This is a genomic window from Mycobacterium heidelbergense, from assembly GCF_010730745.1.
Taxonomy (GTDB): Bacteria; Actinomycetota; Actinomycetes; order Mycobacteriales; family Mycobacteriaceae; genus Mycobacterium; species Mycobacterium heidelbergense.
Genome location: NZ_AP022615.1, coordinates 3434839 through 3461259 on the forward strand (window position 1 = coordinate 3434839; position 26421 = coordinate 3461259).

The following is a 26421-nucleotide window of genomic DNA, read 5'->3' on the forward strand; positions in this document are numbered from 1 at the left end:
CCTTTTGTCCTGCAGGTTCCGCCAACGCTATGTTTCCGCCCCAATAAAGGCTAACCTTTCGCCGGCGATTCGCGAGCGCGACCGGACGCGGGCGAAGCTAGCCGGCTTCGTCGATCGGGGGCAGCAGGCGCAGCGCGGTCGGCCAGCGCGTGGGCGGGGCGCCGAACGCGCGGCGCGCGTTGCGGGCGATCTTCCTGCCCGCAAGATAATTGCCGACGGCGCCGACGATGGCGCCGATGCCGACCGGCAGCAGCTTGCCGAACAACAGCGCGCCGCGTCGCACCGTGTACCGCTTGACCCACGACTTGAGCAACCGCGAGTTCAGCCGCGACATCGACGACAGCGGCAGCGCGGCCACGCCTTCGGAAACCCAGGCGCCGCGCGTGCGGGCCGGGCCGATCAGCTCGGCGACGGCATGCTTGCCGTTGTCGCCGACCAGCACCGACAGCACCAGGGCGCGGCGTCGCTCCCGGTGCTCGGCGGGAACGCCGTGCACCACCGCCAGCGCCAACACGAAGAGCGCGGTGGCCTCGAGGAATGTCACGGTTTCCGCCGCCGCGGCGGACAGCGCGCTCAGCGTGCCGATCCCGGGGATGGTCGCCGCCGCGCCCACCGCGATGCCGCCGGCCGTCACCACGGCCACGTAGCGCTTCTCCAGCTTGGCGACGATCTCGGCCGGGCCGGCGCCCGGGTGCGCGTGCCGCAGGCGGGACACGTAGGCCTCGGCCGCCGGGCCCTGTACCCGCGAACTACGCTCGATGACCTGCGCCAATGCCCGCGCGGACGCCTTCGGCCGGCCTCCCGTGGTGGCCGGCGCCGGTTCCGGCTTGGACATGTGTGAAGCTTTGTTCCGTCGGGCCCGCATAGTGCCTCTCCTGCGAATGGCGTCCCCTCAGGCTAACGCGCCTGCCGCAACACGCGGACCGGGTGCAAGGCTTTGCGCCTACGCGGTCCGCGGGCGCCGGCCACGTGCCCCGCCCGGGAAGAGTGCGACCGGGCAGGGCCGGACACCACCGTCCGGACGCTGAAACGAGGTGGGTGCATGACCACGGCGACGCCCCGGTCGCCCGGGGGAACCCGGCGCGCACGACCGGCGAACCCCTGGCACGCGCTCTGGGCGATGATGATCGGCTTCTTCATGATCATGGTCGACTCGACCATCGTCGCCATCGCCAACCCGACCATCGTCGCCATCGCCAACCCGACCATCATGGCCGACCTGCGCATCGGCTACGACGCCGTCGTGTGGGTGACCAGCGCCTACCTGCTGGGGTATGCGGTGGTGTTGCTGGTGGCCGGGCGGCTCGGTGACCGGTTCGGGCCCAAGAACCTCTACCTGATCGGCCTGGTGGTGTTCACCGTCGCGTCGATGTGGTGCGGGCTGTCGGGCAGCGCCGTGATGCTGATCACCGCCCGCGTCGTGCAGGGCGTCGGCGCCGGGGTGCTCACCCCGCAGACCCTGTCGGTGATCACCCGGATCTTCCCGGCGCACCGGCGCGGCGTCGCGGTCAGCGTGTGGGGCGCGACCGCCGGCGTCGCCAGCCTGGTGGGCCCGCTGGCCGGCGGCGCGCTGGTCGACGCGCTGGGCTGGCAGTGGATCTTCTTCGTCAACGTCCCCATCGGCGTCGTCGGCCTGGCGTTGGCCGTGTGGCTGGTTCCGGCGCTGCCCACCCAGGCGCACCGGTTCGACCTGCTCGGCGTCGCGTTGTCCGGGGTGGGCATGTTCCTGATCGTCTTCGGCCTGCAACAGGGCCAGGCCGCGCACTGGCAGCCCTGGATCTGGGCGATGATCGTCGCCGGCGTCGGGTTCATGTCGGTGTTCGCCTACTGGCAGTCGGTGAACACCGGCGAGCCGCTGATTCCACTGGACATTTTCGGTGACCGCGACTTCGGCCTGTGCAGCGTCGGGGTGGCCATCGTCTCGTTCGGGGCGACGGCGATGATGCTGCCGCTGACGTTCTACGCGCAGGCGGTCTGCGGGCTGTCGCCGACGCGATCGGCCCTGTTGATCGCGCCGATGGCCGTCGCCAACGGTGTGCTCGCGCCGTTCGTCGGCAGGATCGTCGACCGCCACCACCCGCGGCCCGTCCTCGGTTTCGGCTTTTCGGTGCTGGCGATCGCGCTGACGTGGGCCGCGTTCGAGATGTCCCCGGGCACGCCGATCTGGCGGCTGGGTTTGCCGTTCTTCGCGATCGGCGTCGGGATGGCGTTCGTGTGGTCGCCGCTCACCGCGACCGCGACCCGCAACCTGCCGCCGCAGCGGGCCGGCGCGGGCTCCGCCGTCTACAACTCGATCCGCCAGCTCGGAGCGGTGCTCGGCAGCGCGGGCATGGCCGCGTTCATGACGTCTCGGATCGGTGCCGAGATGCCGCCGCAGCGACCCGGCGCGCCCACCGGCGGGGGCGCCGTCACGCTGCGGCTGCCCGGGTTCCTGCGCGATCCGTTCGCGGCCGCGATGTCGCAGTCCGTGCTGTTGCCCGCGTTCGTGGCGCTGTTCGGAATCATTGCCGCGCTGTTCCTGGTCGGGTTCGCGCCGTCGGCGCCCGGGGGCGCTGAGCCGTCCGGCGACGGCGACGTCGCCGACGGTGACGACGACGACTACGTCGAATTGATACTTCGCCGACCGGCGTGCGAGCTGGTCGACGCCCCCGCCGGCCACGGCCGGCACTCGTCCGGCGAATAGGGCGTCACATCGGCTCGGTCAACGCCAGGAACGCGCCCAAATCGATCAGGCCCGCGGGCGTGGCGGGGAGGTACTCGGTCAGCAGTCGCGAGCGCACGATCACCGCCGCGTACTGTGCCCGGCTGACCGCCACGTTGAGCCGATTCCTGTTGAACAGGAAGGAGATTCCGCGCGGTGCGGCGTCGACGGACGAGGCCGTCATCGAGACGAAGATCACCGGTGCCTGGCCGCCCTGGAACTTGTCGACCGTTCCCACCCGGACCGCGCCGAGCCCGGCGGCGGCCAACCGCCGACGCACCGTGGTCACCTGGGCGTTGTAGGGCGCCAGCACCAGCACATCGGCGGCGGCCAGCGGCCGGGTGCCGTGCTCGTCGGTCCACGGCCGGCCGAGCAGCCGCTCGATGCCGGCGGCGATGGCGTCGGCCTCCTCCGGGCTGTCCGTCGAGTTTCCTTGGTGGTCAACGGGAAGCACGTGCACGCCGGGGGGATACCCGTCGAGGTGCCGGGCGGCGGTGCATGGATGGGAATGCAGCCTGCCTTCGTAGGACAGCGCGGAGACCGCGGCGCAGACCGCCGGATGCATTCGGTACGAGAGGTCCAGGAAGTAGCCCCGCTCGTCGGGCAGCGTGCGCTGGCCGTCCACCAGCCAGTCCAGGGCCGACGTGTCGACCGGTTCCGGATGCGTGCCCTGGCTCACCTGCGGCAGCTGCTGGGGGTCGCCGAGCAGCAGGAGGTTGGCGGCCGCCGGCGCCACGGCGATGGTGTTGGCCAGGCAGAACTGGCCGGCCTCGTCGATCACCAGCAGGTCCAGGCTGCCCGGCGTTACCCGGTTGGCGTTGGCGAAATCCCATGCCGTGCCGCCGATCACGCAGCCGGGATTATCCCGAACGAACGCCGCGTACTCGCCGCCGTCGATCTCCTGCCAGCGCGGGGCGTCGCGGTCGTAGCGTTTCTTGGCGACTCGCGCCGGATCCAGGCCGGCATCGATCACGCAGTCCAACAGGTTCTCCACCGTGGCGTGCGATTGCGCCACGACGCCGATGCGCCAGCCATGGTCGATGACCAGCCGCCTGATCACCCGGGCGGCGGTGTGCGTCTTGCCGGTCCCCGGCGGGCCGTGCACCGCCAGGTACGACGAGTCCAGGTCCAGGGCCGCGGCGGTGATGTCGGCGGCGGTGTCGGCGCCGCGCGGCAGCGGGGCGCCGCCGCGGGTGCGGGGCGCGCGGCGCAGCAGGACGTCGACGACGGCGGTGGACGGCAGCCGCGGCAGCCCTTCGGCCACGGCGGCGGCCGTCGCTTCGATCGACTCCCGCAGCTTCGTCGTTGGGATGGGCGGCCCGGGGGTGAGCGCGAAGGGCAGATGGTCAAAGGTGGTGCCGTCGCTGCCGGCTCGCTCGCAGATGACCACGTCGGTGGGCACCGCCGGATCGTCGACCGCGACGATTTCGGCGCGCCCGGCCGCCCGCCGGGCGGGATCGTCGGTCATGCCGGGCGGGGCGGGGGGCTCGTAGAGCGCGAAGACCTCCATCGCCAGGTCGCCGCGCGCCAGCGCCCCGCGCAGTCGCACCTCCCGGCGCGGCTTGCGGGCGCGGGGCGGGGTGTGCCAGTCGGCGCCGACGGAGGCGTGCTCGGCGAAGAAGACGTCGGTGTCGTCGGCCCACTCCTCGACGGGGAAGTTCAGCCGGTCGAAATGGGCCCACCAGAACGGCTTGTCCTCGCGGCGGTGGTAGCCGCGCGCCGCGGACACCAGCGCCACCGCCGTCTGCTCGGGCGTGCGATCGGCGATGCCGGCGGCGCCGGTGAACGCCGACAAGGTCATCGCCAGCTGGTCGCTCTCTTCGACGATGTCGCCCTCGGGAACCGGTTGGGCACCAACGGGTATCACGCCGGATTCGTAGGCGCGCAGCATCAGCCAGTTGCGCAGTTCGCGCGTCGACCGGCAGTCGTAGTGGTTGTAGTCCTCGATCTCCCTGAGCACCGACGCGGCGTCGTCGAGACGGCCGGCGGCCCGCAGTTCGCAGCTCCGGGCATACGAGGCGATCGACTCGGTGGCCGTGGTGACCTCGCCGGCGCGCAGCTGCGCCCCCATGTAGAGCGGCTCGAGCGCCTTGAGGCTGAACGATTCCGCGCCCACCCGAATGCTCTTGCGCACCAACGGATACAGGTCGACCAGCGTGCCGCCGCGGAGCAGCTCGTCGACCTCGTCCTCGCCGACGCCGTACCGCCCGGCCAGCCGCAGCAGCGCGGTCTTCTCGTAGGGCGCGTAATGGTAGATGTGCATGCCGGGATGGCGTTTGCGGCGCTTGTTGACCAGCGCCAGGAAATCGGTGAGTGCCTTACGCTCGTCCACCCGGTTGTGCGCCCACAGCGGGTGGAAATCCCCGGCGGCCTCCAAGACTCCGAACAGGTATTCCAGGCCCCACTCGCGGCCGTCGGCGGTCCACAGCGGGTCGCCTTCGAAGTCGAAGAACAGGTCCCCGGGGTCCGGCTCGGGGAGCAGCGACAGCGCCTGCGCGTCGACGATCTCGAACTGCGGTGTGCCGGTGTCGCGTTGGCGGACTTGCAGTTTGGCCTGGGTTGCCAGCCTGCCCAACGCGCCGGAGAACTCATGTTTGGCCAGCTCGGCGACCGTGCTGATCCCGTCGTCGATGAGCTTGTCGCGCTGGGATATTCGCATTCCGGCGACCAGCAGCAGGTCGTCGGCCGCGCGCAGCTGCTCGGCGCACAACGGGCACCGGAGACACGCATTGACGTCGTGGTCGTCCCAGCGCACCGGGGTCCCCGCGGCGTGGTGCTCGTCGAGCAGCCGCTGCAAAAGCGCGCGCTGGGAGCGGTACACCGGGATCAGGTCGCCGACGCGGTAGCGCACCACGGTGCCGTCGCCCAGTTCCAGCTCGGCCTCCGGCGCCACCGGGACGCCCGAACCGGCCAGCGCGTCGGCGTAGGCCGCCAGCTGCAGCAACGCGGGGACCTTGGCCGAGCGCGCCAGCTTGGTGTCGGCGACCCGGTAACGCTCGCCGTCGAGCACCAGGAAGTCGGCGAACCCCACGAAGCGGCCGTCGAACATCGCGGCCTGATAGATCACCGGGGCGCGGTCGGCGATCGCGCGCCGCGTCGCCTCGGCGGCGGCCGTCAGCCCGGCGGGCGTGTACACCGGGCGGCCGACGATCGCGACGGCGTCCCCGAACTCGTCGCGCAATCGGTCGAGCCGGCGTCGTTCGTGTTCGGTGCCGAGGGCGGCCGTGCGCTCGAGAAGTTCGTCCTCGACGGTGACGGCGGGCCCCCGACCGAGTTTCGCGTCAAAGTCCCTGAGCAGCGCGTACTCGCAGCGCGCGGCGGCCGCGAGGTCCGACGCGCTGTAGACGACGCTGTCGTCGGTGACGAACACAGCAGCCACGGTAGGCGAGGCGTCCGACAGCGGCGTGCCGCACTCACGACCCGGGCGTATTGCCGATCAGCTCGACCCCGTTGCCGTTCCATCGGAACTTCACCGTGGTGCCCAGGCCGTTGATGCCGCTCGGATAGGTCAGCGCAATCGTGTCGCCGGTGGTTTGCGACGCGTCGATGCCGTTGAACCCGTACGTGTCGGGAACCCCCTGCGGGATGAACTGCCCGAGATGGAACAGCACCGCGCGCGTCGTGGGATTGACGGCGTTCGTGTTGGCCTTGACGATCACCGCCGACAGCTGGGCGCATTGGTTGTAGTTGCCGGCCAGCGGTTCGGGGTTCCACGGCTGCTGACTGCGCGGGTCGCGGGGCAGCTCGGAGACCGCTTTCGCGATCGTGGGCGAGGCGAGGTTGACCGCGCACGGGTCGGCCGGGGCGGTGCTGCTGGGCGCGGCCTCGGGCGTGGGGCTCGGCGCGGCGGGGGCCGTGATCGACGCGGTCGCGCTCGTCGTCGCTTGTGGCGTCTTGGCGACGGTGGAATCCCCCGACCCGCAGCCCGTCAACGCCGCGGTGGCCGACACGACGGCGGCCAGGCCGGTCAGCGGCCTGCGGCGGGCTAGTGACCACACACCGCGAAACCGTACCGTTATCGGGCTCCCGGATGCGACAGGCATGGCCGCGTGCCGTGCCCGGCGCGACCGGGCTCACATTCGCCACTTAAACTCCGGGTGCGATGACCCACCCTGACAGCTCGCCCGAGCCGCCCCCGACGACGTTTGCCGACCTGCAGATTCACCCCGCCGTGCGGCGGGCGGTCGACGACGTCGGCTACGAGACGCCGACCGCCATCCAGGCGGCCACCATCCCCGCACTCATGGCGGGCTCCGACGTCGTCGGGCTGGCCCAGACCGGCACCGGCAAGACGGCGGCGTTCGCGATCCCGATCCTGTCCAGGATCGACGTCGCCAGCAAAGCCACCCAGGCCCTGGTGCTGGCGCCCACCCGGGAGCTGGCCCTGCAGGTGGCCGAGGCGTTCAGCCGCTACGGGGCGCACCTGCCGAAGATCAACGTGCTGCCGATCTACGGCGGCTCGTCCTACGCCGTGCAACTGGCCGGGCTCAGGCGCGGCGCGCAGGTGGTGGTGGGCACCCCCGGCCGGGTCATCGACCACCTCGAACGCGGGACGCTGGACCTCTCGCGGGTGGACTACCTGGTGCTCGACGAGGCCGACGAGATGCTCACCATGGGCTTCGCCGAGGACGTCGAGCGCATCCTCTCCGAAACCCCGGAGTACAAACAGGTGGCCCTGTTTTCGGCGACCATGCCGCCGGCGATCCGCAAGCTCACCACCAAGTACCTGCACGACCCGTTCGAGGTCACCGCCAAGGCGAAAACCGCCACGGCCGAGAACATTTCGCAGCGCTACATCCAGGTCGCCGGTCCCCGCAAGATGGACGCGCTCACCCGCGTCCTCGAGGTGGAGCCGTTCGAGGCGATGATCGTCTTCGTCCGCACCAAGCAGGCCACCGAGGAGGTCGCCGAAAAGCTCAGGGCCCGAGGGTTTTCCGCGGCCGCCATCAACGGTGACATCCCGCAGGGGCAGCGCGAGCGCACCATCGCCGCGCTCAAAGACGGCGGCGCCAAGGGCATCGACATCCTGGTTGCCACCGATGTGGCCGCCCGCGGGCTCGACGTCGACCGGATATCGCATGTGCTCAACTACGACATCCCGCACGACACCGAGTCCTACGTCCATCGCATCGGGCGCACCGGCAGGGCCGGGCGCTCGGGGACCGCGGTGTTGTTCGTCTCCCCGCGGGAGCGCCACCTGCTCAAGGCGATCGAGAAGGCGACGCGGCAAACGCTGACCGAGTCCGAATTGCCCACCGTCGAGGATGTCAACGCCCAGCGGGTGGCGAAATTCGCCGATTCCATCACCGACGCGCTCGGCGCCGCGGGCATCGACCTGTTCCGCAAGCTGGTCGAGGATTACGAGCGCGAGCACGACGTCCCGATGGCCGACATCGCCGCGGCGCTGGCGTTGCAGTCCCGCGACGGCGAGGCGTTCCTGATGGCGCCCGAACAGCCACCCGAACGGCGCGAGCGCCGGGAGCGTCAGGAAAGGCCAAGGCAGCCAAGGGACTTCGCGACGTACCGCATCTCCGTGGGCAAGCGCCACAAGATCGGCCCCGGCGCGATCGTCGGCGCCATCGCCAACGAGGGGGGCTTGCACCGCAGCGATTTCGGCCACATCGCCATCGGGCCCGACTTCTCTTTGGTGGAGCTGCCGGCCAAGCTCCCGAAGTCGACGTTGAAAAAGCTTGAGCAGACCCGCATCTCGGGCGTGCTGATCAATCTTCGGCCGGACCGGTCGCCCAACAAGACCAAGCCACGCAGGAATCGCAACGGATGACGCTGTCCGAGGAACGGGACGCCCAGGGCGGGCTCGAACAGACGTCCCACGTGGACCGGGTCGCGTCGCTGACCGGCATCCGCGCCGTCGCCGCCCTCCTGGTCGTCGGCACCCACGCCGCCTACACCACCGGCAAGTACACCCACGGCTATTGGGGCCTGGTCGGCGCCCGGCTGGAGATCGGGGTCCCGATCTTTTTCGTGCTGTCCGGTTTCCTGCTGTTTCGCCCGTGGGTGAAATCGGCCGTCACCGGCGGGCCGCCCCCGTCGCTGAGCCGCTATGCGTGGCACCGGGTTCGGCGCATCATGCCCGCCTACGTCATCACCGTGCTGTTCGCGTACGTGCTGTATCACTACCGCGCGGCGGGACCCAACCCCGGCCACAGCTGGATGGGGCTGGTCCGCAACCTCACGCTGACGCAGATCTACACCGACGGCTACCTGGGCAAGTACCTACACCAAGGTCTGACCCAGATGTGGAGCCTGGCGGTCGAGGCCGCGTTTTACGTGGCGCTGCCGCTGTTGGCGTACCTGCTGCTGGTGCTGATCTGCCGGCGGCGGTGGCGGCCGAGGTTAGTGCTTGGCGCGCTGGCCGGGATGACGTTGATCAGCCCGGCGTGGTTGATCCTGGTGCACACCGATCACTGGTTTCCCGACGGCGCCCGGCTGTGGCTGCCCACCTACCTGGCCTGGTTCCTCGGCGGCATGGCGTTGGCCGTGCTGCAGGCCATGGGTGTGCGCTGCTACGCGCTCATGGCGATACCGCTGGCGGTCATCAGCTATTTCATCGTCTCCACGCCGATCGCGGGCGCGCCCACGACATCGCCCGCAACGCTGAGCGAGGCCCTGGTCAAGACGAGCTTCTATGCCGTGATCGCCACGCTCGCGGTGGCGCCGCTGGCCCTGGGCGACCGGGGTTGGTACTCAAGGCTTTTGGCGACGCGCCCGATGGTGTGGCTGGGCGAGATCTCCTACGAGATCTTCCTGATCCACCTGGTGACCATGGAGTTCGCGATGGTCTATGTGGTCCGCGCCCACGTCTATACCGGCTCGATGCTGAACCTGTTCGTCGCGACGCTGGCGCTGACGATCCCGTTGGCCTGGCTGCTGCACCGTTTTACGCGCGTGCGGGACTGAGCGGCCCGGTCGCCCGCGGCGCCGGCCCCATGATCATGTCTGCCCGGCCCCGCGCGTATCCGGGCAGAGCGGCACGCGGTGTGCCCGCCTCATAGCGACAACCGTTGTGCGGCTTGGCGTTCGGCGGACCTGTCGCTATGAGGCGGGCACGTGCCCGGTCGCGGGGTGAGCGGCGCACGCCGGTGTGACGATCGGAACGACGAACTCCTCGATCATCGCCCGCTCGTCGGCGTCGTTTTCGCCGGGATACATCAGCAGCGACGTGAGCACCCGCACCACCCACCGGGCCCGGCGCTCGACGTGGGCCGGGTCTTCCGGCCCAAGCGAATTGACGAACGCGGCGGCCAGGGCGGTGATCACCTCGGAGTGCCCGGCGAGCTCGCCGCCGATCGGCGGGCGCGTGATGGCAAACCACGCCGACAGCGCGGGGCTTTCGCGAACCATCCGCAACGTGGCGGTCATGCTCGCGACCAGCCGTTCGCGCGGATCCTCGAGGCCGTCGATCCGCTCGGCGATCGCGCGGCCGAGGCGGTGCGTCTCGCGATGCACGTAAGCGGTTCGCAGCGCCTCCCGGCTCTCGAAGTACCGGTACAGCGTCGCGCGGGAACACCCTGCGGCCCTGGCGATCTCGTTCATGCCGATCGAGGCCTGGTCCCGCCGCGTGTAGAGCTCCTCGGCGGCGTCGAGTATCCGGTCCGCGGCCACTTCGCCCCGGCGCGGGGCCAGCCAATCGCTACCCGGCATCAGGATTTCACACTCAACGGCACCGACAGCGGGCGCCGGACATAGCTGCCGCCGGCCCAGACGATCCCGGACTCGTCGACCTCGAAATCCGGGCAACGGGCCAGCAGCTCGGTCAACGCGACGCGGGATTGCATCCGGGCCGCGGCCGCGCCGAGGCAGTGATGCGCGCCGTGGCTGAACGTCAGAATGTTGCGCGGACAACGGGTTACGTCGAGTTCGTCGGCGTCCGGTCCGTACTGGCGTTGGTCGCGGTTGCCCGACCCGTACAACAGCAACACCCGGCGACCGGCCGGGACCGTGGTGTCGCCGATCGTCACGTCCCGCGTGACCGTGCGTGCCAGGCCCTGCGCCGGCGAGGTCAGCCGCAGCAGCTCCTCGACCGCGTCGGGAATGAGCCCCGGATTGTCCACCAAAAGCCGCCGCTGGTCGGGCCGCTCCTGCAGCAAAGGCATTGAGCCGCCGAGCATTCCGGTGACGGTGTCGTTGCCGCCGGTGACCATCGTGAACGTGAACGCCAGAATGGACAGCGTGCCGGAAATGTCGCCGTCGGCGCCCACCCCCGCGGCGACCAGGTGGGAGATGGTGTCGTCCTCGGGCTCGGTCCGGCGCCGCTCGATCAGCCCGGTGAAGTAGCCCATCATCGACCCGACCGCATCACCGACGGTTTCCAGCGCGCCGGCGACGCCGCCGTCGGCGGTGTTGGCCGCGACGATGGCCTGAGTCCAGCCGTCGAACTGGGTCCGATCTTCCTCGGGCACGCCGAGGTAGTGTGCGACCACCATCGACGGCAGCGGCTTGAACAGCTCGGTGACGATGTCGCCACCCCCATTGGCGCGCAACCTCTCGATGCGCTCGACGACGAACTCGCGCACCTTGGGCTCCACCGCCTCGACCTGTCTGGGCGTGAAACCACGCGACACCAGCTTGCGAAACTCGGTGTGCACCGGCGGGTCTTGCATCACGAAAGGTGGATTATCTTGCAAGCCAATCATTTCCAGGTCGCCGTAGTTGACCGTCAGCCCCTGCGCGGAGGAGAAGGTCTCGTGGTCGCGCGCCGCCGCCCAGACGTCGGCGTGCCGGGACAGCACGTAGTAGTCGCGGTCGGGCCTGCCCTCCGGCACCACGTGATGGACCGGGTCGTGGTCGCGCAGGGCCCGGTACATCGGCCAGGGATTGGGCCACGTGTCGGCGTTGGCGAGCTGAAACTTGACGGGTGCGTTGTGAGACATAACCACAGTCATGTCTCATTCGTACGACACTGATGCCCAGATGTCAATGCTGGGCCCCGAGGGTTCGCCGTCGGCGTCACGCTGGCGTGACGCTCGGCGCTCGATGCCACGCTGGCGTGACGCTCGGCGGTCCCGACAGGAACTAGCTCGGCCGGCCCCACAGGAGGCTAGCCCGGCCCCACAGGAGGCTTGGCGGCCCAACGTGACGCTCGGCGGCCCAACGGGAGCTAGATCGCCGCGCCGGGGTTCAGGATGCCGTGCGGGTCGAGCGCCCGCTTGATGCGCCGGTTGAGGTCCATCGCCTCGGGCCCGAGGTAGCCGGCCAGCCAGGGCCGCTTCAACCGGCCGACGCCGTGCTCACCGGTGATCGTGCCGCCCAGCCCGACGGCCAGCTCCATGATTTCGCCGAACGCGAGGTGAGCCCGCTCGGTCATCGCCGCGTCGGCGGGGTCGTAGACGATCAGCGGGTGGGTGTTGCCGTCGCCGGCGTGCGCGATCACCGAAATCATCAGGTCGCGCTCGGCGGCGATCGCCGCGATCCCGCTCACCAGCGAACCCAACGCCGGCAGCGGCACCCCGACGTCTTCCAGCAGCAGCGACCCCTTGGCCTCCACCGCCGGGATGCAGAACCGGCGGGCGGCGATGAAGGCCTCGCCCTCGTCCCGGTCGTCGGTCGAAAGCACCTCCGTCGCACCGTTTTCCGCGAACACCGCCGCGATCACCGAGGCGTCGTCGGACCCCGCGCCTCCCCTTTCGTCGGAGCCGGCCACCAGCATGGCTGCCGCCCCGCGGTCCAGGTCCATCCGCAAGGCGTCCTCGACGGCGTTGATCGCCCCCGAGTCCATGAACTCCAGCATCGAGGGCCGTAGCCGCGCGACCACTCCCAGCACCGCGTCGACGGCCGCCGGGACCGAAGCGAAGGTCGCCACCACCACGCTCGACACGTTTTGGGCCGGCAGCAGCCGCAGCGTCACCTCGGTGATGACGCCCAGCGTCCCCTCGCTGCCGACGAACAGCTTGGTCAGTGGGAGTCCTGCCACATCTTTCAGGCGCGGCCCGCCCAGCCGCACCGCGGTGCCGTCGGCCAGCACCACCTGCACGCCCAGCACGTAATCGGTGGTGACGCCGTACTTCACACAGCACAACCCGCCGGCGTTGGTGGCGATGTTGCCCCCGATGCTGCAGATCTCGAACGACGATGGGTCGGGCGGATACCACAGGCCGTGCTCGGCGGCGGCCTTCTTCACCTCCGCGTTGAACAGGCCGGGCTGGCAAACCGCGGTGCGCGTCACGGGGTCGACGGTGATGTCGCGCATCTTCTCCGTCGACAATACGATGCCGTCATCCAGAGCCGTCGCCCCGCCGGACAGGCCGCTCCCGGCTCCTCGGGTCACCACCGGCACCCGGTGGGTGCTGGCCCAGCGCAGCACGGCCTGCACCTCTTCGGTGCGCCGCGGCCGGACCACGGCCAGCGGCTTGCCGGCCGACGGGTCGAAAGCGCGGTCCTGGCGGTAGCCCTCGGTCACGGTCGGATCGGTGACGACCATCCCGTCCGGCAGGGCGGCGATCAGGTCGGCCAGCGGGCCTGCAGTCACGGGGTGCTCACGCACCGATCCTACGGCGCGGCGTCGACAGCAAACTCCGGCGCTCGGTCCAGCTCGCGCAGCGACGGCAGCCTGGCGGCGATCGCGCCGACCGACAGGATCGGCAGCGCCAACGCCAGGAACGTGACCTTCAGCCCGACGGCGTCAGCCAGCGGGCCGGCCACCAGCAGGCCCAGCGGGCCCGCGGCGAAGGTCAGCCCCGTCATCACCCCGACCACTCGGCCGCGCAGATGGTGCGGAGCGCGGGTCTGCATCACGTAGTTGTAAATCGGCTGGATCGGCCCGTAGACCAGGCCGGTCACCGCGCACAGCACCAGGATCACCGGCAGCGGCGGCAGGAACGCGATGCCGGCCGTCGCCGCACCAAAGGTGAGGGTCGCCGTCAGCACGGCCGTGCGGCGCCGCATGCGCTTCGAGAGCACGGCATAGCCGAGCGCGCCCGCCACGCCGCCGACCCCGAGCGCCATCAACGCCCAGCCCAACTGCGCGGGTTGGTGGCGGTCGCTGAAGTACTTGGGGAACAACACGCTTTCCATCGGCAGGTATAGCGCGGTGACGACCAGGTCGATCACCCCGAGCGTCCGCAGCACCCGCAGGTTCCAGACAAACCGCATTCCTTCGGCGACCCCGGACACCAACCCGTCGGGCCGGGTCGCGTGGTGCGGCTTGCCGGTGCCCTCGAGCCGCAGCGCCCCGATCGCGAGGAAGGACAACCCGAAACAGCCCGCCGTGACCCACATCGTGTTGACGCCGCCGACCGTGGCGATCATCAGACCGCCGATACCCGGGCCCACGATGTACGCCAGGTTCAGGATCGCTTCGTAGACGCTGTTGGTGCGGTCCAGCGACCAGCCCGCACGGGCGGCGGCCTCGGGCAGCATCGACTGGCGCGCCGTCATCCCGGCCGGGTCGAAACTGGCCGCGAAGAAGGCCAGGGCGGCGAGCACCGCGAGGTTGAGCGCGTCTCCGCCGAGCCACCAGGCGATCAGGGGGACGGCGGCCACCGCGGTGCCCGAGAGCGCATCGGAGACCAGCGACACCCGGCGGCGCCCGAAGAAGTCGACCGCGGTGCCGGCGACCAGCGTGGATCCCACCAGGGGCAGCGTCATGGCGGCGGCCACGATCGCCGCCTCGCCGGCCCTGCCGTGCCGCTGCAACACCAGCCACGGGAAGGCGACTATGGAGATGCCGGTGCCCGCGCACCCCGTCAGCGCGGCGAACAGGATCAGGAAAACCGGGCCACGGCTGCCGTTTCTCATGGATATCGCGGCTGAATGTAACCCCGAAGCGAGAACGGGGACCACCGAATTTCGGGGCGTTTTCGTGGTCGTCGCCGGCCGAATGCAGGATGTTCATGTGTTCGCCCACCCCAATACCGGCCAGGCGTTCGGTTCCCCGGTTGTTCCCGGAACCGGATGGCCCGGCGATCCGGCCACCCCGCAGACCCCGGTGGCCGCCGACGCCGCGCAGGTCGCCGCGCTGGCGGCCCAGGCCGGATCGATACCGGAACTGGACGCGGTGATCAGCGTCTGCCGGGCCTGCCCGCGGCTGGTCACCTGGCGCGAGGACGTCGCGAAGGTCAAACGCCGGGCCTTCGCCGACCAGCCGTATTGGGGGCGACCGGTGCCGGGCTGGGGATCGGAGCGGCCCCGGATGTTGATCGTGGGGTTGGCGCCCGCGGCGCACGGCGCCAACCGGACCGGACGGATGTTCACCGGCGACCGCTCGGGCGACCAGTTGTACGCGGCGCTGCACCGGGCCGGTCTGGTGAATTCACCGATCAGCGTGGACGCCGCTGACGGGTTGCGGGCCAACCGGATTCGGATCTCCGCGCCGGTGCGGTGCGCGCCCCCGGCCAACGCGCCGACCCCGGCGGAGCGGGACACCTGCTGGCCGTGGCTTCAGGCCGAATGGCGGCTGGTGTCCGACCATGTCCGCGTGATCGTGGCCCTGGGCGGCTTCGCCTGGCAGATCGCGCTGCGGCTGCCGGGCGTGTCCGGGGCGCCCAAGCCGCGGTTCGGCCACGGCGCCGTCGCCGAGCTGGGATCCGGTGTGCGTCTGCTCGGCTGCTACCACCCCAGCCAGCAGAACATGTTCACCGGTAGGTTGACTCCGGTAATGCTCGACGACATCTTCAGCAACGCGAAGAGGCTGGCAGGGATTAAGTGACTCTTCATGCCTAGGGTTCTGGTTTCCGGCGCCAGCGTGGCCGGCATGACGACGGCGTATTGGCTTGGGAAGCATGGTTATTCGGTCACCGTGGTGGAGCGCTATCCCGGGCTGCGGCCGGGCGGTCAGGCCATCGACGTGCGGGGTCCCGCGCTGACGGTGCTGGAACGCATGTCGTTGCGGGCCGCCGCCGACCACCGGCGGACGCGCATCCGGGGCGCCTCCGTCGTCGACGCCGACGGCAACGAGCTGTCCCAGGACACCGAATCGACGCCCACCGGCGGCCCCATCGCCAGCCCCGACATCGAGCTGCTGCGCGACGACCTGATCGAATTGCTTTACGAGGAAACGCAACTCAACGTCGAGTACCTGTTCGACGACAGCATTGTGTCGTTGCGCGACGACGGCGACTCGGTCGGCGTGACTTTCGAGCGCGCCGTCGCGCGCGGCTTTGACCTGGTGATCGGCGCGGACGGATTGCACTCCAACGTGCGCCGACTGGTCTTCGGCCCGGAGGAGCAATTCATCGAGCGGCTGGGCACCCACGCGGCGATTTTCACCGTGCCCAACTTCCTGGACCTGGACTACTGGCAGATCTGGCACTACGGCGACTCGACCATGGCGGGGGTGTACAGCGCGCGCAACAACACCGAGGCCCGGGCCATGGTGGGCTTCATGGAAGCGGGGCTGCGGATCGACTACCGCGACACCGAGGCCCAGCTCGCCGAGCTGGAACGGCGGATGGCCGACGACGGCTGGGTCCGCCCGCAACTGCTGCGCTACATGCGGACCGCGCCGGACTTCTATTTCGACGAAATGTCGCAGATCAAGATGGACCGCTGGTCGCGGGGCAGGGTGGCGCTGGTCGGCGACGCCGGGTATTGCTGCTCGCCGTTGTCGGGCCAGGGGACCAGCGTCGCATTGCTGGGGGCCTGCATCCTGGCCGGCGAGCTCGCGGCGGCCGGTGACGACTATGAACTCGGCTTCGCCAACTACCGCAAAGAATTCCACGACTACGTCAAGCGCAACCAATGGCTGGTGATCGACAACATCCCGGGGGGCGCGCCCATCCCGCAGGAGGTGTTCGACCGCATCGTGAATTCGCTCACCCTCAAGGATTACTGAACTGCCGGCGGGCGGCGGCGCTCGGTCTCGGCTTGACTGTGAAGCGCGGGCTTTGAGTGTGCGGCCTGGGCGGAATCCCGGCCGGAATCCCGCCCTGCGTTCACACCGGAAGCCGTGAGCGCACACTCGAAGCCGTGAGCGCACACTCGAAGCCCGCATCGACCTGGGCATCGGCCGGGCGCCCGGCTCCGACCCGGTGACGTCGTATGCGCTGCGCGGCAGCCGCGACCAAAGCGACATCGAGAACTTCCCCGAGTACCTCGACGACGTGGCCGCGCTGATGAGCCCGCGCGGCGTGCGGGTCCCGCTGCGGTCCGGGGACTACGTCCTCAGGGCCACCCCGGCCGCCGCCACCGAACCGCGGCTGTGGCTGCTGGGCTCGTCGATGTACTCCGCGCATTTGGCCGCCGCCAAGGGTCTGCCGTACGTGTTCGCCCACCACTTCTCCGGCAAGGGAACCGGAGAGGCGCTCGAGGCGTACCGCTCCCGTTTCGTGCCCAGTGACCAGGCCGCCGAGCCGGTCACGTTCTTGACGGTCAACGCCGCGGTGGCCGAAACCCGCGACGAGGCAACGGCTTTGATGCTGCCCAACCTGCAGATGATGGCGCGGCTGCGCACCGGCGAGCCGCTCGGGCCGATACCGCTCGTCGAGGAGGCCCAGGTCGCCGAGCTGACGGCACCCCAGCGGCGCATCGTGGACAGTGGACTGCGGCGCGCCGTCCTCGGCGCGCCCGCCGAGGCCGCCGCGCAGGTGCGGGCGCTGGCCGAACGATTCGGCGTCGACGAGGTGATGGTGAACCCGGTCGCGTCGGCCCGCCACGGCACCGACCCCGCCACCGCGCCCGCCCGGGTGGCGACGCTGGAGCTACTGGCCAAGGAACTTTTCTGAGCGGGCCCCGGCCCTACTGAGCCGCGTCGATGCGCGCCACCGCCTCCCGCAGGATCTGCGCGGTCGCCTCCCGGTCGGGGTCCCGGCGCAGCAGCATCCCCTTCGCCACCGACAGCTTGTCGCCGACGCGCCGCGGCAGCACGTGCAGATGAATGTGAAACACCGTCTGGAAGGCGGCGCGGCCGTCGTTGATCGCGATGTTCGTCGCGTCGGCCAGTTCGGTCGCGCGGGCGGCCCGGGCGATCCGTTGGCCAATGGCGACCATATCGGCCAGCGTCTCCGGCGGAGTGTCGGTGAGATCGACGGTGTGTCGTTTGGGGATCACCAGCGTGTGGCCGCGGGTGAACGGGCGGATGTCGAGAATCGCCAGGTACTCGTCGTCTTCGCAGATCCGCAGGGCCGGGGCTTCCCCGGCGACGATCGCACAGAACACGCAGGGCATGGCGCCCACGCTACTGGCCTGCTCAATCCGGGGGATACGCTGCCGCAGTGGACGCTCGCGAGGTGGCCTTTGCCGGTGCGGCCGCGCAGGCGCGGATGCTGGCCGACGGCGAACTGACCGCGCCGGAGCTGCTGGAGATCTACCTGGAACGGATCGCGCGCCTGGACAGCCAGCTGCGCTGCTACCGCGTGGTGCTGTCCGATCCCGCGCGGTACGAGGCCGCCGTCGCGCAGGACCGCCTCGACGCGGGCGAGCGGCTGCCGCTGCTCGGCGTGCCGATCGCGATCAAAGACGACGTCGACGTCACGGGCGAAGTCACAACGTACGGCAGCGGCGGCCACCGGCCCGCCGTGACCTCCGACGCGGAGGCGGTTCGCCGGCTGCGCGCCGCCGGGGCGGTCATCATCGGCAAGACCAACACGCCCGAGCTGATGATGTTTCCCTACACCGAGTCGCTGACGTTCGGGGCCACCCGCAACCCGTGGAACCTCGCGCGCACGCCGGGCGGCAGCAGCGGCGGCAGCGCCGCCGCGGTGGCCGCCGGCCTGGCTCCGCTGGCGCTGGGCTCCGATGGCGGCGGCTCGATTCGCATCCCGGCGACCTGGTGCGGTCTGTTCGGCCTGAAGCCGCAACGCGACCGGGTGTCGTTGGAACCGCACGACGGGGCGTGGTACGGGCTGAGCGTCAACGGCCCGATAGCCCGGTTCGGTGCTGGACGCGGCGTTGTTCCTGGACGCGACCTCCACGCTGCCGGGTCCGGAAGGCGAGTTCACGGCGGCCGCGGCGCGCGACCCCGGCAAGCTGCGAATCGCCTTGAGCACCAAGGTTCCAACGCTGCCCGTGACGGTGGGGAAGGAAGAGCTGGCGGCCGTGCACCAGGCGGGTGCGCTGCTTGGCGAGCTGGGCCACGACGTCGTCCTCCGCGACCCCGAGTATCCGCTGCCCTCGATCTACGCCAACTTCTTCCCCCGCTACCTGCGCGGCATCTGCGACGACGCCGACGCGCAGGCCCACCCGGAACGCCTCGAGGCGCGCACGCGCAACCTCGCGCGCCTGGGATCTTTTTTCTCGGACCGGCGGATGGCCGCGCTGCGCGCCGCGGAGGCGTCGGTGAGCAACAGGATCCAGTCGATCTTCGACGACGTCGACGTCGTCGTCACGCCGGGCACCGCGAAGGGCCCGTCGCGCATCGGCGCCTACCAGCACCGCGGCGCGGTGTCGACGCTGCTGCTGGCTGCCCAGCGGGTTCCGTATTTCCCGGTCTGGAATCTGACCGGCCAGCCCGCCGCGGTGGTGCCGTGGGACCTGGACGGCGACGGCCTGCCGATGTCGGTACAGCTCGTCGGCCGGCCGTTCGACGAAGCGACGCTGTTGTCGCTGTCCGCGCAGATCGAGGCCGCACGGCCGTGGGTCCACCGGCGACCGCCGGTGTCATAACGGCCGGCGTTGTACGTTGACCACGTGGACGGGGTCGACCGGAACTTCGACGATCTGCTCGACGGACTCGAGGGCACCGCGCGCGCCGAACGGGCCGAACTCGTGGAGTGGTTGCTCGAGCAGGGCGTCACCGCGGAGGAAATCCGGGCGACCAATCCGCCGCTGCTGCTGGCCACCCGCCACCTCATTGGCGACGACGGCACCTACGTGTCCACCCGGGAGATCGGTGAGACGTACGGCATCGACCTGACGCTGCTCCAGCGGGTGCAGCGCGCCATCGGTCTGGCCAGGGTGGACGACCCCGACGCTGCCATCCACATGCGCGCCGACGGTGAAGCCGCCGCCTATACCCAGCGGTTCGTCGAGCTGGGCCTCGATCCCGACCAATTGGTGCTCGTCGTCCGGGTGCTCGCCGAAGGCCTGTCCCGCGCCGCCGAGGTCATGCGCTACACCGCGCTGTCGGCGATCATGCGCCCCGGAGCCACCGAGCTGGAGATCGCCAAGGCGTCAAAGGCGTTGGTGAGCCAAATCGCGCCGATGCTCGGCCCGATGATCCAGAACATGCTGTTCATGCAGCTACGGCACATGATGGAGACCGAGGCCGTCAATGCCGCCGAGCGGGCCGCCGGCAAGCCGCTTCCGGGCGCGCGCCAAATCACCGTCGCCTTCGCCGACCTCGTCGGTTTCACCCGGATAGGCGAAGTGGTGTCGGCCGAAGAGCTGGGGCACCTGGCCAACCGGCTGGCCGACCTCGCCCGGGACATGACCGTGCCGCCGGTGCGGTTCATCAAGACGATCGGCGACGCGGTGATGCTCGTCTGTCCCGATCCGGTGTCCATGCTGGACGTGGTGCTGAAGCTCGTGGACGCCGTCGACACCGACAACGACTTCCCGCGGTTGCGAGCGGGAGTGGCCTCCGGCATGGCGGTGAGCCGGGCCGGCGACTGGTTCGGCAGCCCGGTCAACGTGGCAAGCCGGGTCACCGACGTGGCGCGCCCGGGCACCGTGCTCGCCGCCGATTCGGCCTGGGAGGCCGTCGGCGATGCCGGCGGCTTCCAGGGATCCTTCGCCGGTGCGCGCCGCCTCAAGGGAATTCGGAACGAGGTCAAACTCTTTCGGATCCGCCGCGGAAACGGCCCTTCGGCCGGCGACTGACCCGGCTCGTCCCGGTCGCGGACGCATGGGCAGGCCCGGGCGACTTCAGGGGGCGTCGGACCTTAGTCCGACGCGGCCGGCGTCCTACCCCATCGTCCGGCGCTTCGAATTGGTCGCTTCCGGGCCTGCTTCACTACCAAAAATACAACCCCGAACAGGCCATATCAACGGGTCTGCCCGGTTTGGGGCGATTTGATGGCGCCTCGAGGCCGTTCCGCCGACGGTTTTGGCGTTCGCCGCGGGTGAACGCGGTTCCCTTCAGGGTGTAACGGTGTAATTATGTAATCATGAGAACCCACCACACACACGGGCGGCGGTACGGCCGCCCCGGGGGCTGGCAGCAAGCCCAGCAGCCCGACGCGAGCGGCGCGGCGGAATGGTTCGCCGGACGCCTACCCGAATCCTGGTTCGACGGCGACCCGACCGTCATCGTCGACCGCGAAGAGATCACCGTCATCGGACGGCTTCCCGAGCCCGAGAACTCGGGAAGGGAAGAGAGCGACGCCCGCGCGGAGGGCCGCGTCTCGCGATTCCGCGAAGAAACCCGTCCCGAGCGAATGCGCATCGCCGACGAGGCGCAGGATCGCTACGGGCGCAAGGTTTCCTGGGGCGTGGAAGTCGGCTCCCAAACCGGCACGGAGCGAATCCTGTTCACCCACATCGCGGTGCCGGTGATGACACGCCTGAAGCAACCCGAACGCCAGGTGCTCGACACGTTGGTCGACGCCGGCGTCGCCCGGTCCCGCGCCGACGCGCTCGCGTGGTCGGTCAAGCTGGTCGGTGAGCACACCGAGGACTGGCTGGCCAGGCTGCGCGACGCGATGTCGGCCGTCGACGACCTGCGCGCACAGGGGCCCGACCTCCAGACGTAACCCAACGCCGCAGTGCCCCTTGGGCATTGGCCCGCTATTGGTTGTCGATTTTGGCGACGATCTTGTCGATGACCTGTCCGGCCCGACCCGACGGTCGCGACCGCCGACTCAGCAATCATGACGGTAAGCCCCGGGCGGGCCCGCCGCAGGATAACGGCGACTTTTATCGCGCCGCGGCTACGCCTGGGTCATCGCGTAATAGGCGCCCCTGCGCGCCAGCAGTTCGGCGTGGTCGCCCTGCTCGACGATGCGCCCGGCCTCCACCACCACAATGCGGTCGGCGTCTCGGATCGTCGAAAGACGATGCGCGATAATGAAACTCGTCCGATCCCGGCGGAGCTCACGGGTGGCACGCTGAACGAGGGCCTCGGTGCGGGTATCGACCGAGCTGGTCGCCTCGTCCAGGATCAGTAGCTGCGGGCGGGCGAGAAATGCGCGTGCGATGGTGATGAGTTGCTTCTCCCCGGCGCTGAGGTTGGCGCCGCCGCCGCTGACCCGGGTCTGGTAGCCGGCCGGCAGCGTGTGCACGAACCGGTCGACGTGGGACGCCGTGGCGGCTTCGACCACCTCGTCCTCGGTGGCCCCCGGCCGCCCGTAGGCGATGTTCTCCGCGATCGTCCCGTCGAACAGCCAGGCGTCCTGCAGCACCATGCCGATTCGCGACCGCAGCGACTGCCTGCTCATCGTCGCGATGTCGACCCCGTCGATCAGTATTCGCCCGGAATCGACGTCGTAGAACCGCATCAGCAGGTTCACCATCGTGGTCTTGCCCGCTCCGGTCGGTCCGACGATCGCCACCGTGCTGCCCGGTTCGGCCACCAGCGACAGGTCCCGGATCACCGGGATGCCCGGCCGGTACGAAAAGTTCACGTGCTGGAACTCGACGCGCCCGCCCGCGCGAGGGAGCGCCGTCTCGGAGTCCGGCGGCTCCTCGGGCTCGTCGAGCAGGTCGAACACCCGCTCGGCGCTGGCCACCCCGGATTGCAGGGTGTTGTACATCCCGGCCACCTGGCTCAGCGGGGCGTTGAACTGCCGGACGTATTGAATGAACGCCTGGATGCTGCCGAGGGTGATCTGCCCGGTGGCCACCTGCACGCCCCCCACCACGGCGACGGCGACGTACCCGAGATTGCCGATGAACGTCGTCGCCGGCCCCACCAGACCGGAGAAAAACTGGGCCCCGAAACTCGCGTGGTAGACGTCGTCGTTGAAGCGGCGGAACTGTTCGCGCGCCGCGGCCGCGTGGCCGAACGTCTTGACCACCGTGAACCCGCTGTAGGTCTCCTCGATGTGGGCGTTGAGGCGTCCGGTGCTGGTCCACTGGGCCACAAACAGGCGCTGCGAACGTCGCGCGATCGCCCGCGTCGCCAGCAGCGACACCGGCACGGTCACCAAGGTGATCAGGGCCAACAGCGGCGAGATGGACACCATCATCGCCAGCACCGTCACCACCGTCAGGATCGACGTCAGCAGCTGGCTGATCGTCATCGAGACCGACGACTGGACGTTGTCGATATCGTTGGTGACCCGGCTCAGCAGCTCGCCGCGTTGGCGCCCGTCGAAATACGACAACGGCAGCCGGTGAACCTTGTCCTCGACGTCGGAGCGCAGCGCGACCATGGTTCGCTGCACCGTCAGGTTGAGCAGGCGGGCCTGGGACCAAATCAGCAGCGACGCAACCAGATACAATCCCAGCGCCAGCACCAGCGTTCGTGCCACCGCGCCGAAGTCCACGCCTCGGCCCGGCACGACGTTCATTCCCGACAGCAGGTCGGCGAAGGCGCCGTCGCCGCGGGCGCGGGCCGCGGCGACGGCCTGCGCCTTGGTCATTCCGGCGGGAAGCTGTCGCCCGATGACGCCGTTGAACAGCAGATCGGTGGCATGGCCAAGGATCCGCGGCACGACGACCCCGATCCCCGTGCCCGCGATGCCCAGCGTGATCACCGCGATGCTCATTCGTCGTTGCGGCGCAAGCCGTTTCACCAGTCGCGCCGCCGAACCCCAGAAGTCGCGGGACCTCCCGGCGGGGGCCGGGGCCAGGGGGCGGGTGGTCGCCACGGTCACTGCGTGCCCCGCAAGGCGCCCACCGACTGCGAGTCAGCGAATTCCGCATAGGTGGCGCAGTCGGCCAACAGCGACTCATGGGTGCCCGAACCCACGAGCCTTCCGTCGTCGACCACGATCACCTGGTCGGCCTGGGCTGCGGTCGAGATCCGTTGCGTGACAACGATGACGGTGGCGCGCCCGGATATCCGCCGCAGCGAGGCGCGCACCCGCGCGTCGCTGTGCACGTCGAGCGCGCCGAACGCGTCGTCGAACAGATAGATGGTCGGGCGGCGGATGACCGCCCGGGCGATCGCCAGCCGTTGCCGTTGACCGCCCGAGAAGTTGATCCCGCCCTGGGCCACCCGCATTCGCAGCCCACTGTCCGCCGGGCCGTGGGCCCGCACGAATCCGTCGGCGTCGGCCACCCGCAAGGCTTCCCACATCTGTTCGTCGGTTGCGTCTGCCTTGCCGTAGCGCAGATTGTCGGCGATGGTGCCGGAGAAGAGGTAGCCGCGCTGGGGGACCAGCCCGATCGCCGACCAGAGCCGTTCGGTGTGGTAATCGCGGACGTCGACGTCGTCGACCAGAACGGCGCCGGCGGTCACGTCGTAGAGCCGGCAGATCAGTGACACCAGCGTCGACTTGCCCGAGCCGGTGCCGCCGACGATCGCGGTGGTGGTGCCCGGCAGTGCGGTCAACGAGATGTCTTGCAACACCGGGCGATCCGCGCCCGGATAGGTGAACGTGGCGCCGTCCAGGCGCACCACACCGGTGATCCCGCCTCGCGGGAACCCCGGGTTCGGTGGGTTCTCGACCGCGGCGCGGGTCCAGAGCACCTCGGTGACCCGTTCGGCGCACACCGCGGCGCGCGGCAGCACCACCAGCGTCATCGTCGCCATCAACACCGCCATCAGGATCTGGGTGAAATACGCCAGGAAGGCGGTCAGCGAGCCGACCTGCATCTGCCCGCGGTCGATGCGCAGGCCACCGAACCAGATGAGCGCGACGCTGGACACGTTGACGGTCAGCGTGGTCACCGGGAGCATCAGCGCCTGCCAATTGCCGGCGGTCAGCGCGGTATTCGAGAGCGCGGCGTTGGCGCGGGCGAAGCGGTCGCGCTCGAAGCGCTCGCGCGCGAACGCCCGCACCACCCGGACACCGGACAGCTGGTCGCGCATCACCCGATTGATGGCGTCGATCAGGCCCTGCATTCCGCGGAAGAGCGGCAGCATGTGCGACATGATCCAGTAGTTGGCCACGGCCATGATCGGAACGCTGACCAGCAGCAGCCACGTCAGCGCGGCCTCCTGGTGGATGGCCATGACGATGCCCCCGACGCACATGATCGGGGCGGTCACCAGCACGGTGCCCGATATCTGCACCAGGTATTGGATCTGCCGGACGTCGTTGGTGCTGCGCGTCAACAGCGTTGGCGCGCCGAATCGGGCGGTCTCGCGTTCGGAGAAGGTGGTGACGTGCTCGAAGATCGCCCGGCGCAGGTCGCGGCCGAAGCCCATTCCGGTCCGCGAGCCGAAGTAGGCGGCCCCGACCGCGCACAGCACCTGCAGTCCGGTGACCGTCAGCATCACCATGCCGAGCCTGACGATGGTGGCCGTGTCGCCCTTGGCGACGCCCTCGTCGATGATCGCGGCGTTGACCGTGGGCAGGTACAGCGACGCCAGGGTGCTGATCAGCTGCAGCACCATCAGCACCCCAACCAGCCGGCGGTACGGCCGGATGTACTGGCGCAGCAGTGCCAGGAGCATTTCGTAACTGTCGCACACGGCGGGCGCCGCGGTCGCCAGCACCGCCGCGTCGGTTCCGCGGCCGCGCCGCGCTTGCGAACGGATCAAAATGCCTGTTCAGCTGGCGCGTCGGTGGTTGACCCCCTGGGCTGCCGCTACAGTGCATCGTGTGGACCAGCAGCAGGCTCAGGAATGGCGGGGTACCGGTGCGGCGTGATCTGAGGGCGCTGGCTCTTGCGGCGACGGCCTTGACGATCCTGATCCCGGCGGTCGCGGGGTGCTCCGGTTCCGGTGACAACAAGCCTGGAGCGACGGCGTCGTCGACGCCCGGCAACGGGGAGGGCCACCACGGGCCGATGTTCCCGCAATGCGGTGGCATCAGCGATCAGACGGTGTCGGACCTGACCAAGGTGACGGGGCTGGTGAACACCGCCCGCAACTCCGTGGGGTGCCAGTGGCTGGCGGGCGGCGGCATCCTCGGCCCGCACTTCTCCTTTTCCTGGTATCGCGGCAGCCCGATCGGGCGTGAACGCAAGACGGAGGAGCTGTCGCGCGCGAGCGTCGATGACATCAACATCAACGGCCATGGCGGTTTCATCGCCGTCGGCAACGAGCCCAACCTAGGTGACTCGCTATGCGAAGTGGGCATCCAGTTCCAGGACGACTTCATCGAGTGGTCAGTCAGCTTCAGCCAAAAGCCCTTCCCGCCGCCCTGCGACATAGCCAAGGAGCTGGCCCGTCAGTCGATTGCGAACTCGAAATGACCGCCCCCGTGCGTTCCGGTAGGTGGGTGCGTGCCGGTGCCGCCGTCGTGATCGCCGCGCTGTTGGTGCTGACCGGTTGTTCGAGGTCCGTCGGGGGCAACGCCATCAAGGCCGGCGGAAACGTGCCGCGCAACAACAACTCCCAACAGCAGTATCCGAACCTGCTCAAGGAATGTGAGGTGTTGACCAGCGACATCCTGGCCAAGACCGTGGGCGCCGATCCGCTTGACATTCAGAGCACGTTCGTCGGCGCGATCTGCCGGTGGCAGGCGGCCAACCCGGCCGGCCTGATCGACATCACGCGGTTCTGGTTCGAGCAGGGCAGCCTGAGCAACGAGCGCAAGGTGGCCGACTTCCTGAAGTACAAGGTCGAGAACCGTTCGATCGCGGGCATCGATTCGATCGTGATGCGTCCCGACGACGCGAACGGCGCCTGCGGGGTGGCCAGCAACGCGGCCGGGGTCGTCGGTTGGTGGGTCAATCCTCAGGCGCCTGGCATCGACGCCTGCGGGCAGGCCATCAAGCTCATGGAGCTGACGCTGGCGACCAACTCGTAGACCGGCTCAACGTCGACTTGTTGT

General features: G+C 69.7%; 19 protein-coding genes and 2 pseudogenes. 11 read left to right on the top strand and 10 right to left on the bottom strand.

Annotated features, from left to right (window positions below; genetic code table 11):
- Nucleotides 1–97: 97 nt before the first annotated feature.
- Nucleotides 98–865, bottom strand: coding sequence for a hypothetical protein (locus G6N25_RS16205; protein ID WP_083073536.1), 768 nt, complete (start codon nt 863–865; stop codon nt 98–100).
- A gap of 177 nt (nt 866–1042) precedes the next feature.
- Here G6N25_RS16205 and G6N25_RS16210 point away from each other — a divergent pair, with 177 nt between their 5' ends.
- Nucleotides 1043–2683, top strand: a complete 1641-nt coding sequence (locus G6N25_RS16210; RefSeq protein ID WP_083073535.1) for a DHA2 family efflux MFS transporter permease subunit — start codon at nt 1043–1045, stop codon at nt 2681–2683.
- 4 nt (nt 2684–2687) lie between these two features.
- Here G6N25_RS16210 and G6N25_RS16215 read toward each other — a convergent pair whose 3' ends face one another.
- Together G6N25_RS16215 and G6N25_RS16220 are read right to left on the bottom strand one after the other, a co-directional pair.
- Nucleotides 2688–6071, bottom strand: coding sequence for a TM0106 family RecB-like putative nuclease (locus G6N25_RS16215; RefSeq protein WP_083073534.1), 3384 nt, complete (start codon nt 6069–6071; stop codon nt 2688–2690).
- Nucleotides 6072–6114: 43 nt separating this feature from the next.
- Nucleotides 6115–6744 (bottom strand): LppP/LprE family lipoprotein, encoded by a 630-nt coding sequence (locus G6N25_RS16220; protein WP_083073533.1) that lies wholly within the window; start codon nt 6742–6744, stop codon nt 6115–6117.
- Between the two features lie 59 nt (nt 6745–6803).
- Between G6N25_RS16220 and G6N25_RS16225 the strand changes: the two genes are divergently transcribed.
- Nucleotides 6804–8483, top strand: a complete 1680-nt coding sequence (locus G6N25_RS16225) for a DEAD/DEAH box helicase (RefSeq protein ID WP_083073532.1) — start codon at nt 6804–6806, stop codon at nt 8481–8483.
- Nucleotides 8480–9619 carry an acyltransferase family protein gene (locus G6N25_RS16230; RefSeq protein ID WP_083073531.1) on the top strand — a complete coding sequence of 380 codons (1140 nt, stop codon included), beginning with the start codon at nt 8480–8482 and terminating at the stop codon, nt 9617–9619. Before G6N25_RS16225 ends, G6N25_RS16230 begins: the two co-directional genes overlap by 4 nt.
- A 135-nt stretch (nt 9620–9754) precedes the next feature.
- On the opposite strand, the gene G6N25_RS16235 is transcribed toward G6N25_RS16230, so the two are convergent.
- From G6N25_RS16235 to G6N25_RS16250, 4 genes are all read right to left on the bottom strand, one after another.
- Entirely contained in the window at nt 9755–10363 is a 609-nt protein-coding gene (locus G6N25_RS16235) for a TetR/AcrR family transcriptional regulator (RefSeq protein WP_163672470.1), read from the bottom strand.
- Nucleotides 10363–11604 (bottom strand): cytochrome P450, encoded by a 1242-nt coding sequence (locus tag G6N25_RS16240; RefSeq protein WP_163672472.1) that lies wholly within the window; start codon nt 11602–11604, stop codon nt 10363–10365. Before G6N25_RS16240 ends, G6N25_RS16235 begins: the two co-directional genes overlap by 1 nt.
- A 215-nt stretch (nt 11605–11819) precedes the next feature.
- Nucleotides 11820–13139 (bottom strand): FAD-binding oxidoreductase, encoded by a 1320-nt coding sequence (locus G6N25_RS16245; protein WP_142272578.1) that lies wholly within the window; start codon nt 13137–13139, stop codon nt 11820–11822.
- Nucleotides 13140–13207: 68 nt separating this feature from the next.
- Nucleotides 13208–14455: an MFS transporter gene (locus G6N25_RS16250; RefSeq protein WP_083073527.1), complete on the bottom strand. Its 1248-nt coding sequence runs from the start codon at nt 14453–14455 to the stop codon at nt 13208–13210.
- 82 nt (nt 14456–14537) lie between these two features.
- Here G6N25_RS16250 and G6N25_RS16255 point away from each other — a divergent pair, with 82 nt between their 5' ends.
- From G6N25_RS16255 to G6N25_RS16265, 3 genes and pseudogenes are all read left to right on the top strand, one after another.
- Nucleotides 14538–15365, top strand: coding sequence for a uracil-DNA glycosylase (locus G6N25_RS16255; protein WP_083073560.1), 828 nt, complete (start codon nt 14538–14540; stop codon nt 15363–15365).
- Between the two features lie 6 nt (nt 15366–15371).
- Nucleotides 15372–16490, top strand: coding sequence for an FAD-binding protein (locus G6N25_RS16260; RefSeq protein WP_083073526.1), 1119 nt, complete (start codon nt 15372–15374; stop codon nt 16488–16490).
- A gap of 151 nt (nt 16491–16641) precedes the next feature.
- Nucleotides 16642–17379 (top strand): annotated as a pseudogene (locus G6N25_RS16265) (MsnO8 family LLM class oxidoreductase); the annotation flags it as partial.
- Between the two features lie 13 nt (nt 17380–17392).
- On the opposite strand, the gene G6N25_RS16270 reads toward G6N25_RS16265, so the two are convergent.
- Complete coding sequence (locus G6N25_RS16270) at nt 17393–17821, bottom strand: HIT family protein (protein WP_083073524.1); 429 nt, start codon at nt 17819–17821, stop codon at nt 17393–17395.
- A 95-nt stretch (nt 17822–17916) separates the two neighbouring features.
- Between G6N25_RS16270 and G6N25_RS16275 the strand changes: the two are divergent.
- The 3 genes and pseudogenes from G6N25_RS16275 to G6N25_RS16285 all read left to right on the top strand — a co-directional run bounded on the left by G6N25_RS16275 (nt 17917) and on the right by G6N25_RS16285 (nt 21285).
- Nucleotides 17917–19258 (top strand): annotated as a pseudogene (locus tag G6N25_RS16275) (amidase).
- Nucleotides 19259–19267: 9 nt separating this feature from the next.
- Nucleotides 19268–20413 carry an adenylate/guanylate cyclase domain-containing protein gene (locus tag G6N25_RS16280; RefSeq protein ID WP_083073523.1) on the top strand — a complete coding sequence of 382 codons (1146 nt, stop codon included), beginning with the start codon at nt 19268–19270 and terminating at the stop codon, nt 20411–20413.
- Between the two features lie 287 nt (nt 20414–20700).
- The gene (locus G6N25_RS16285; RefSeq protein WP_083073522.1) at nt 20701–21285 is read left to right on the top strand and encodes a hypothetical protein; all 585 of its coding nucleotides are present in this window, start codon (nt 20701–20703) and stop codon (nt 21283–21285) included.
- A 177-nt stretch (nt 21286–21462) separates the two neighbouring features.
- Here G6N25_RS16285 and G6N25_RS16290 read toward each other — a convergent pair whose 3' ends face one another.
- Together G6N25_RS16290 and G6N25_RS16295 are read right to left on the bottom strand one after the other, a co-directional pair.
- Nucleotides 21463–23349 (bottom strand): ABC transporter ATP-binding protein, encoded by a 1887-nt coding sequence (locus tag G6N25_RS16290; protein WP_083073521.1) that lies wholly within the window; start codon nt 23347–23349, stop codon nt 21463–21465.
- The gene (locus G6N25_RS16295; protein ID WP_083073559.1) at nt 23346–25097 is read right to left on the bottom strand and encodes an ABC transporter ATP-binding protein; all 1752 of its coding nucleotides are present in this window, start codon (nt 25095–25097) and stop codon (nt 23346–23348) included. The genes G6N25_RS16290 and G6N25_RS16295 overlap by 4 nt, the downstream gene beginning before the upstream one ends.
- 185 nt (nt 25098–25282) lie before the next feature.
- Between G6N25_RS16295 and G6N25_RS16300 the strand changes: the two genes are divergently transcribed.
- Nucleotides 25283–25840: a DUF3558 domain-containing protein gene (locus tag G6N25_RS16300; protein WP_083073520.1), complete on the top strand. Its 558-nt coding sequence runs from the start codon at nt 25283–25285 to the stop codon at nt 25838–25840.
- Nucleotides 25837–26397, top strand: a complete 561-nt coding sequence (locus G6N25_RS16305; RefSeq protein WP_083073519.1) for a DUF3558 domain-containing protein — start codon at nt 25837–25839, stop codon at nt 26395–26397. The genes G6N25_RS16300 and G6N25_RS16305 overlap by 4 nt, the downstream gene beginning before the upstream one ends.
- The last annotated feature ends 24 nt before the right edge of the window (nt 26398–26421 follow it).

Excerpts from the sequence above, each read along its gene's own strand:
- G6N25_RS16205 (WP_083073536.1), bottom strand. The coding sequence starts at position 865 with ATGCGGGCCCGACGGAACAAAGCTTCACACATGTCCAAGCCGGAACCG.
- G6N25_RS16210 (WP_083073535.1), top strand. The coding sequence starts at position 1,043 with ATGACCACGGCGACGCCCCGGTCGCCCGGGGGAACCCGGCGCGCACGA.
- G6N25_RS16220 (WP_083073533.1), bottom strand. The coding sequence starts at position 6,744 with ATGCCTGTCGCATCCGGGAGCCCGATAACGGTACGGTTTCGCGGTGTG.
- G6N25_RS16225 (WP_083073532.1), top strand. The coding sequence starts at position 6,804 with ATGACCCACCCTGACAGCTCGCCCGAGCCGCCCCCGACGACGTTTGCC.
- G6N25_RS16230 (WP_083073531.1), top strand. The coding sequence starts at position 8,480 with ATGACGCTGTCCGAGGAACGGGACGCCCAGGGCGGGCTCGAACAGACG.
- G6N25_RS16235 (WP_163672470.1), bottom strand. The coding sequence starts at position 10,363 with ATGCCGGGTAGCGATTGGCTGGCCCCGCGCCGGGGCGAAGTGGCCGCG.
- G6N25_RS16240 (WP_163672472.1), bottom strand. The coding sequence starts at position 11,604 with ATGACTGTGGTTATGTCTCACAACGCACCCGTCAAGTTTCAGCTCGCC.
- G6N25_RS16245 (WP_142272578.1), bottom strand. The coding sequence starts at position 13,139 with ATGGTCGTCACCGATCCGACCGTGACCGAGGGCTACCGCCAGGACCGC.
- G6N25_RS16250 (WP_083073527.1), bottom strand. The coding sequence starts at position 14,455 with ATGAGAAACGGCAGCCGTGGCCCGGTTTTCCTGATCCTGTTCGCCGCG.
- G6N25_RS16255 (WP_083073560.1), top strand. The coding sequence starts at position 14,538 with ATGCAGGATGTTCATGTGTTCGCCCACCCCAATACCGGCCAGGCGTTC.
- G6N25_RS16260 (WP_083073526.1), top strand. The coding sequence starts at position 15,372 with ATGCCTAGGGTTCTGGTTTCCGGCGCCAGCGTGGCCGGCATGACGACG.
- G6N25_RS16270 (WP_083073524.1), bottom strand. The coding sequence starts at position 17,821 with ATGCCCTGCGTGTTCTGTGCGATCGTCGCCGGGGAAGCCCCGGCCCTG.
- G6N25_RS16285 (WP_083073522.1), top strand. The coding sequence starts at position 20,701 with ATGAGAACCCACCACACACACGGGCGGCGGTACGGCCGCCCCGGGGGC.
- G6N25_RS16295 (WP_083073559.1), bottom strand. The coding sequence starts at position 25,097 with ATGCTCCTGGCACTGCTGCGCCAGTACATCCGGCCGTACCGCCGGCTG.
- G6N25_RS16305 (WP_083073519.1), top strand. The coding sequence starts at position 25,837 with ATGACCGCCCCCGTGCGTTCCGGTAGGTGGGTGCGTGCCGGTGCCGCC.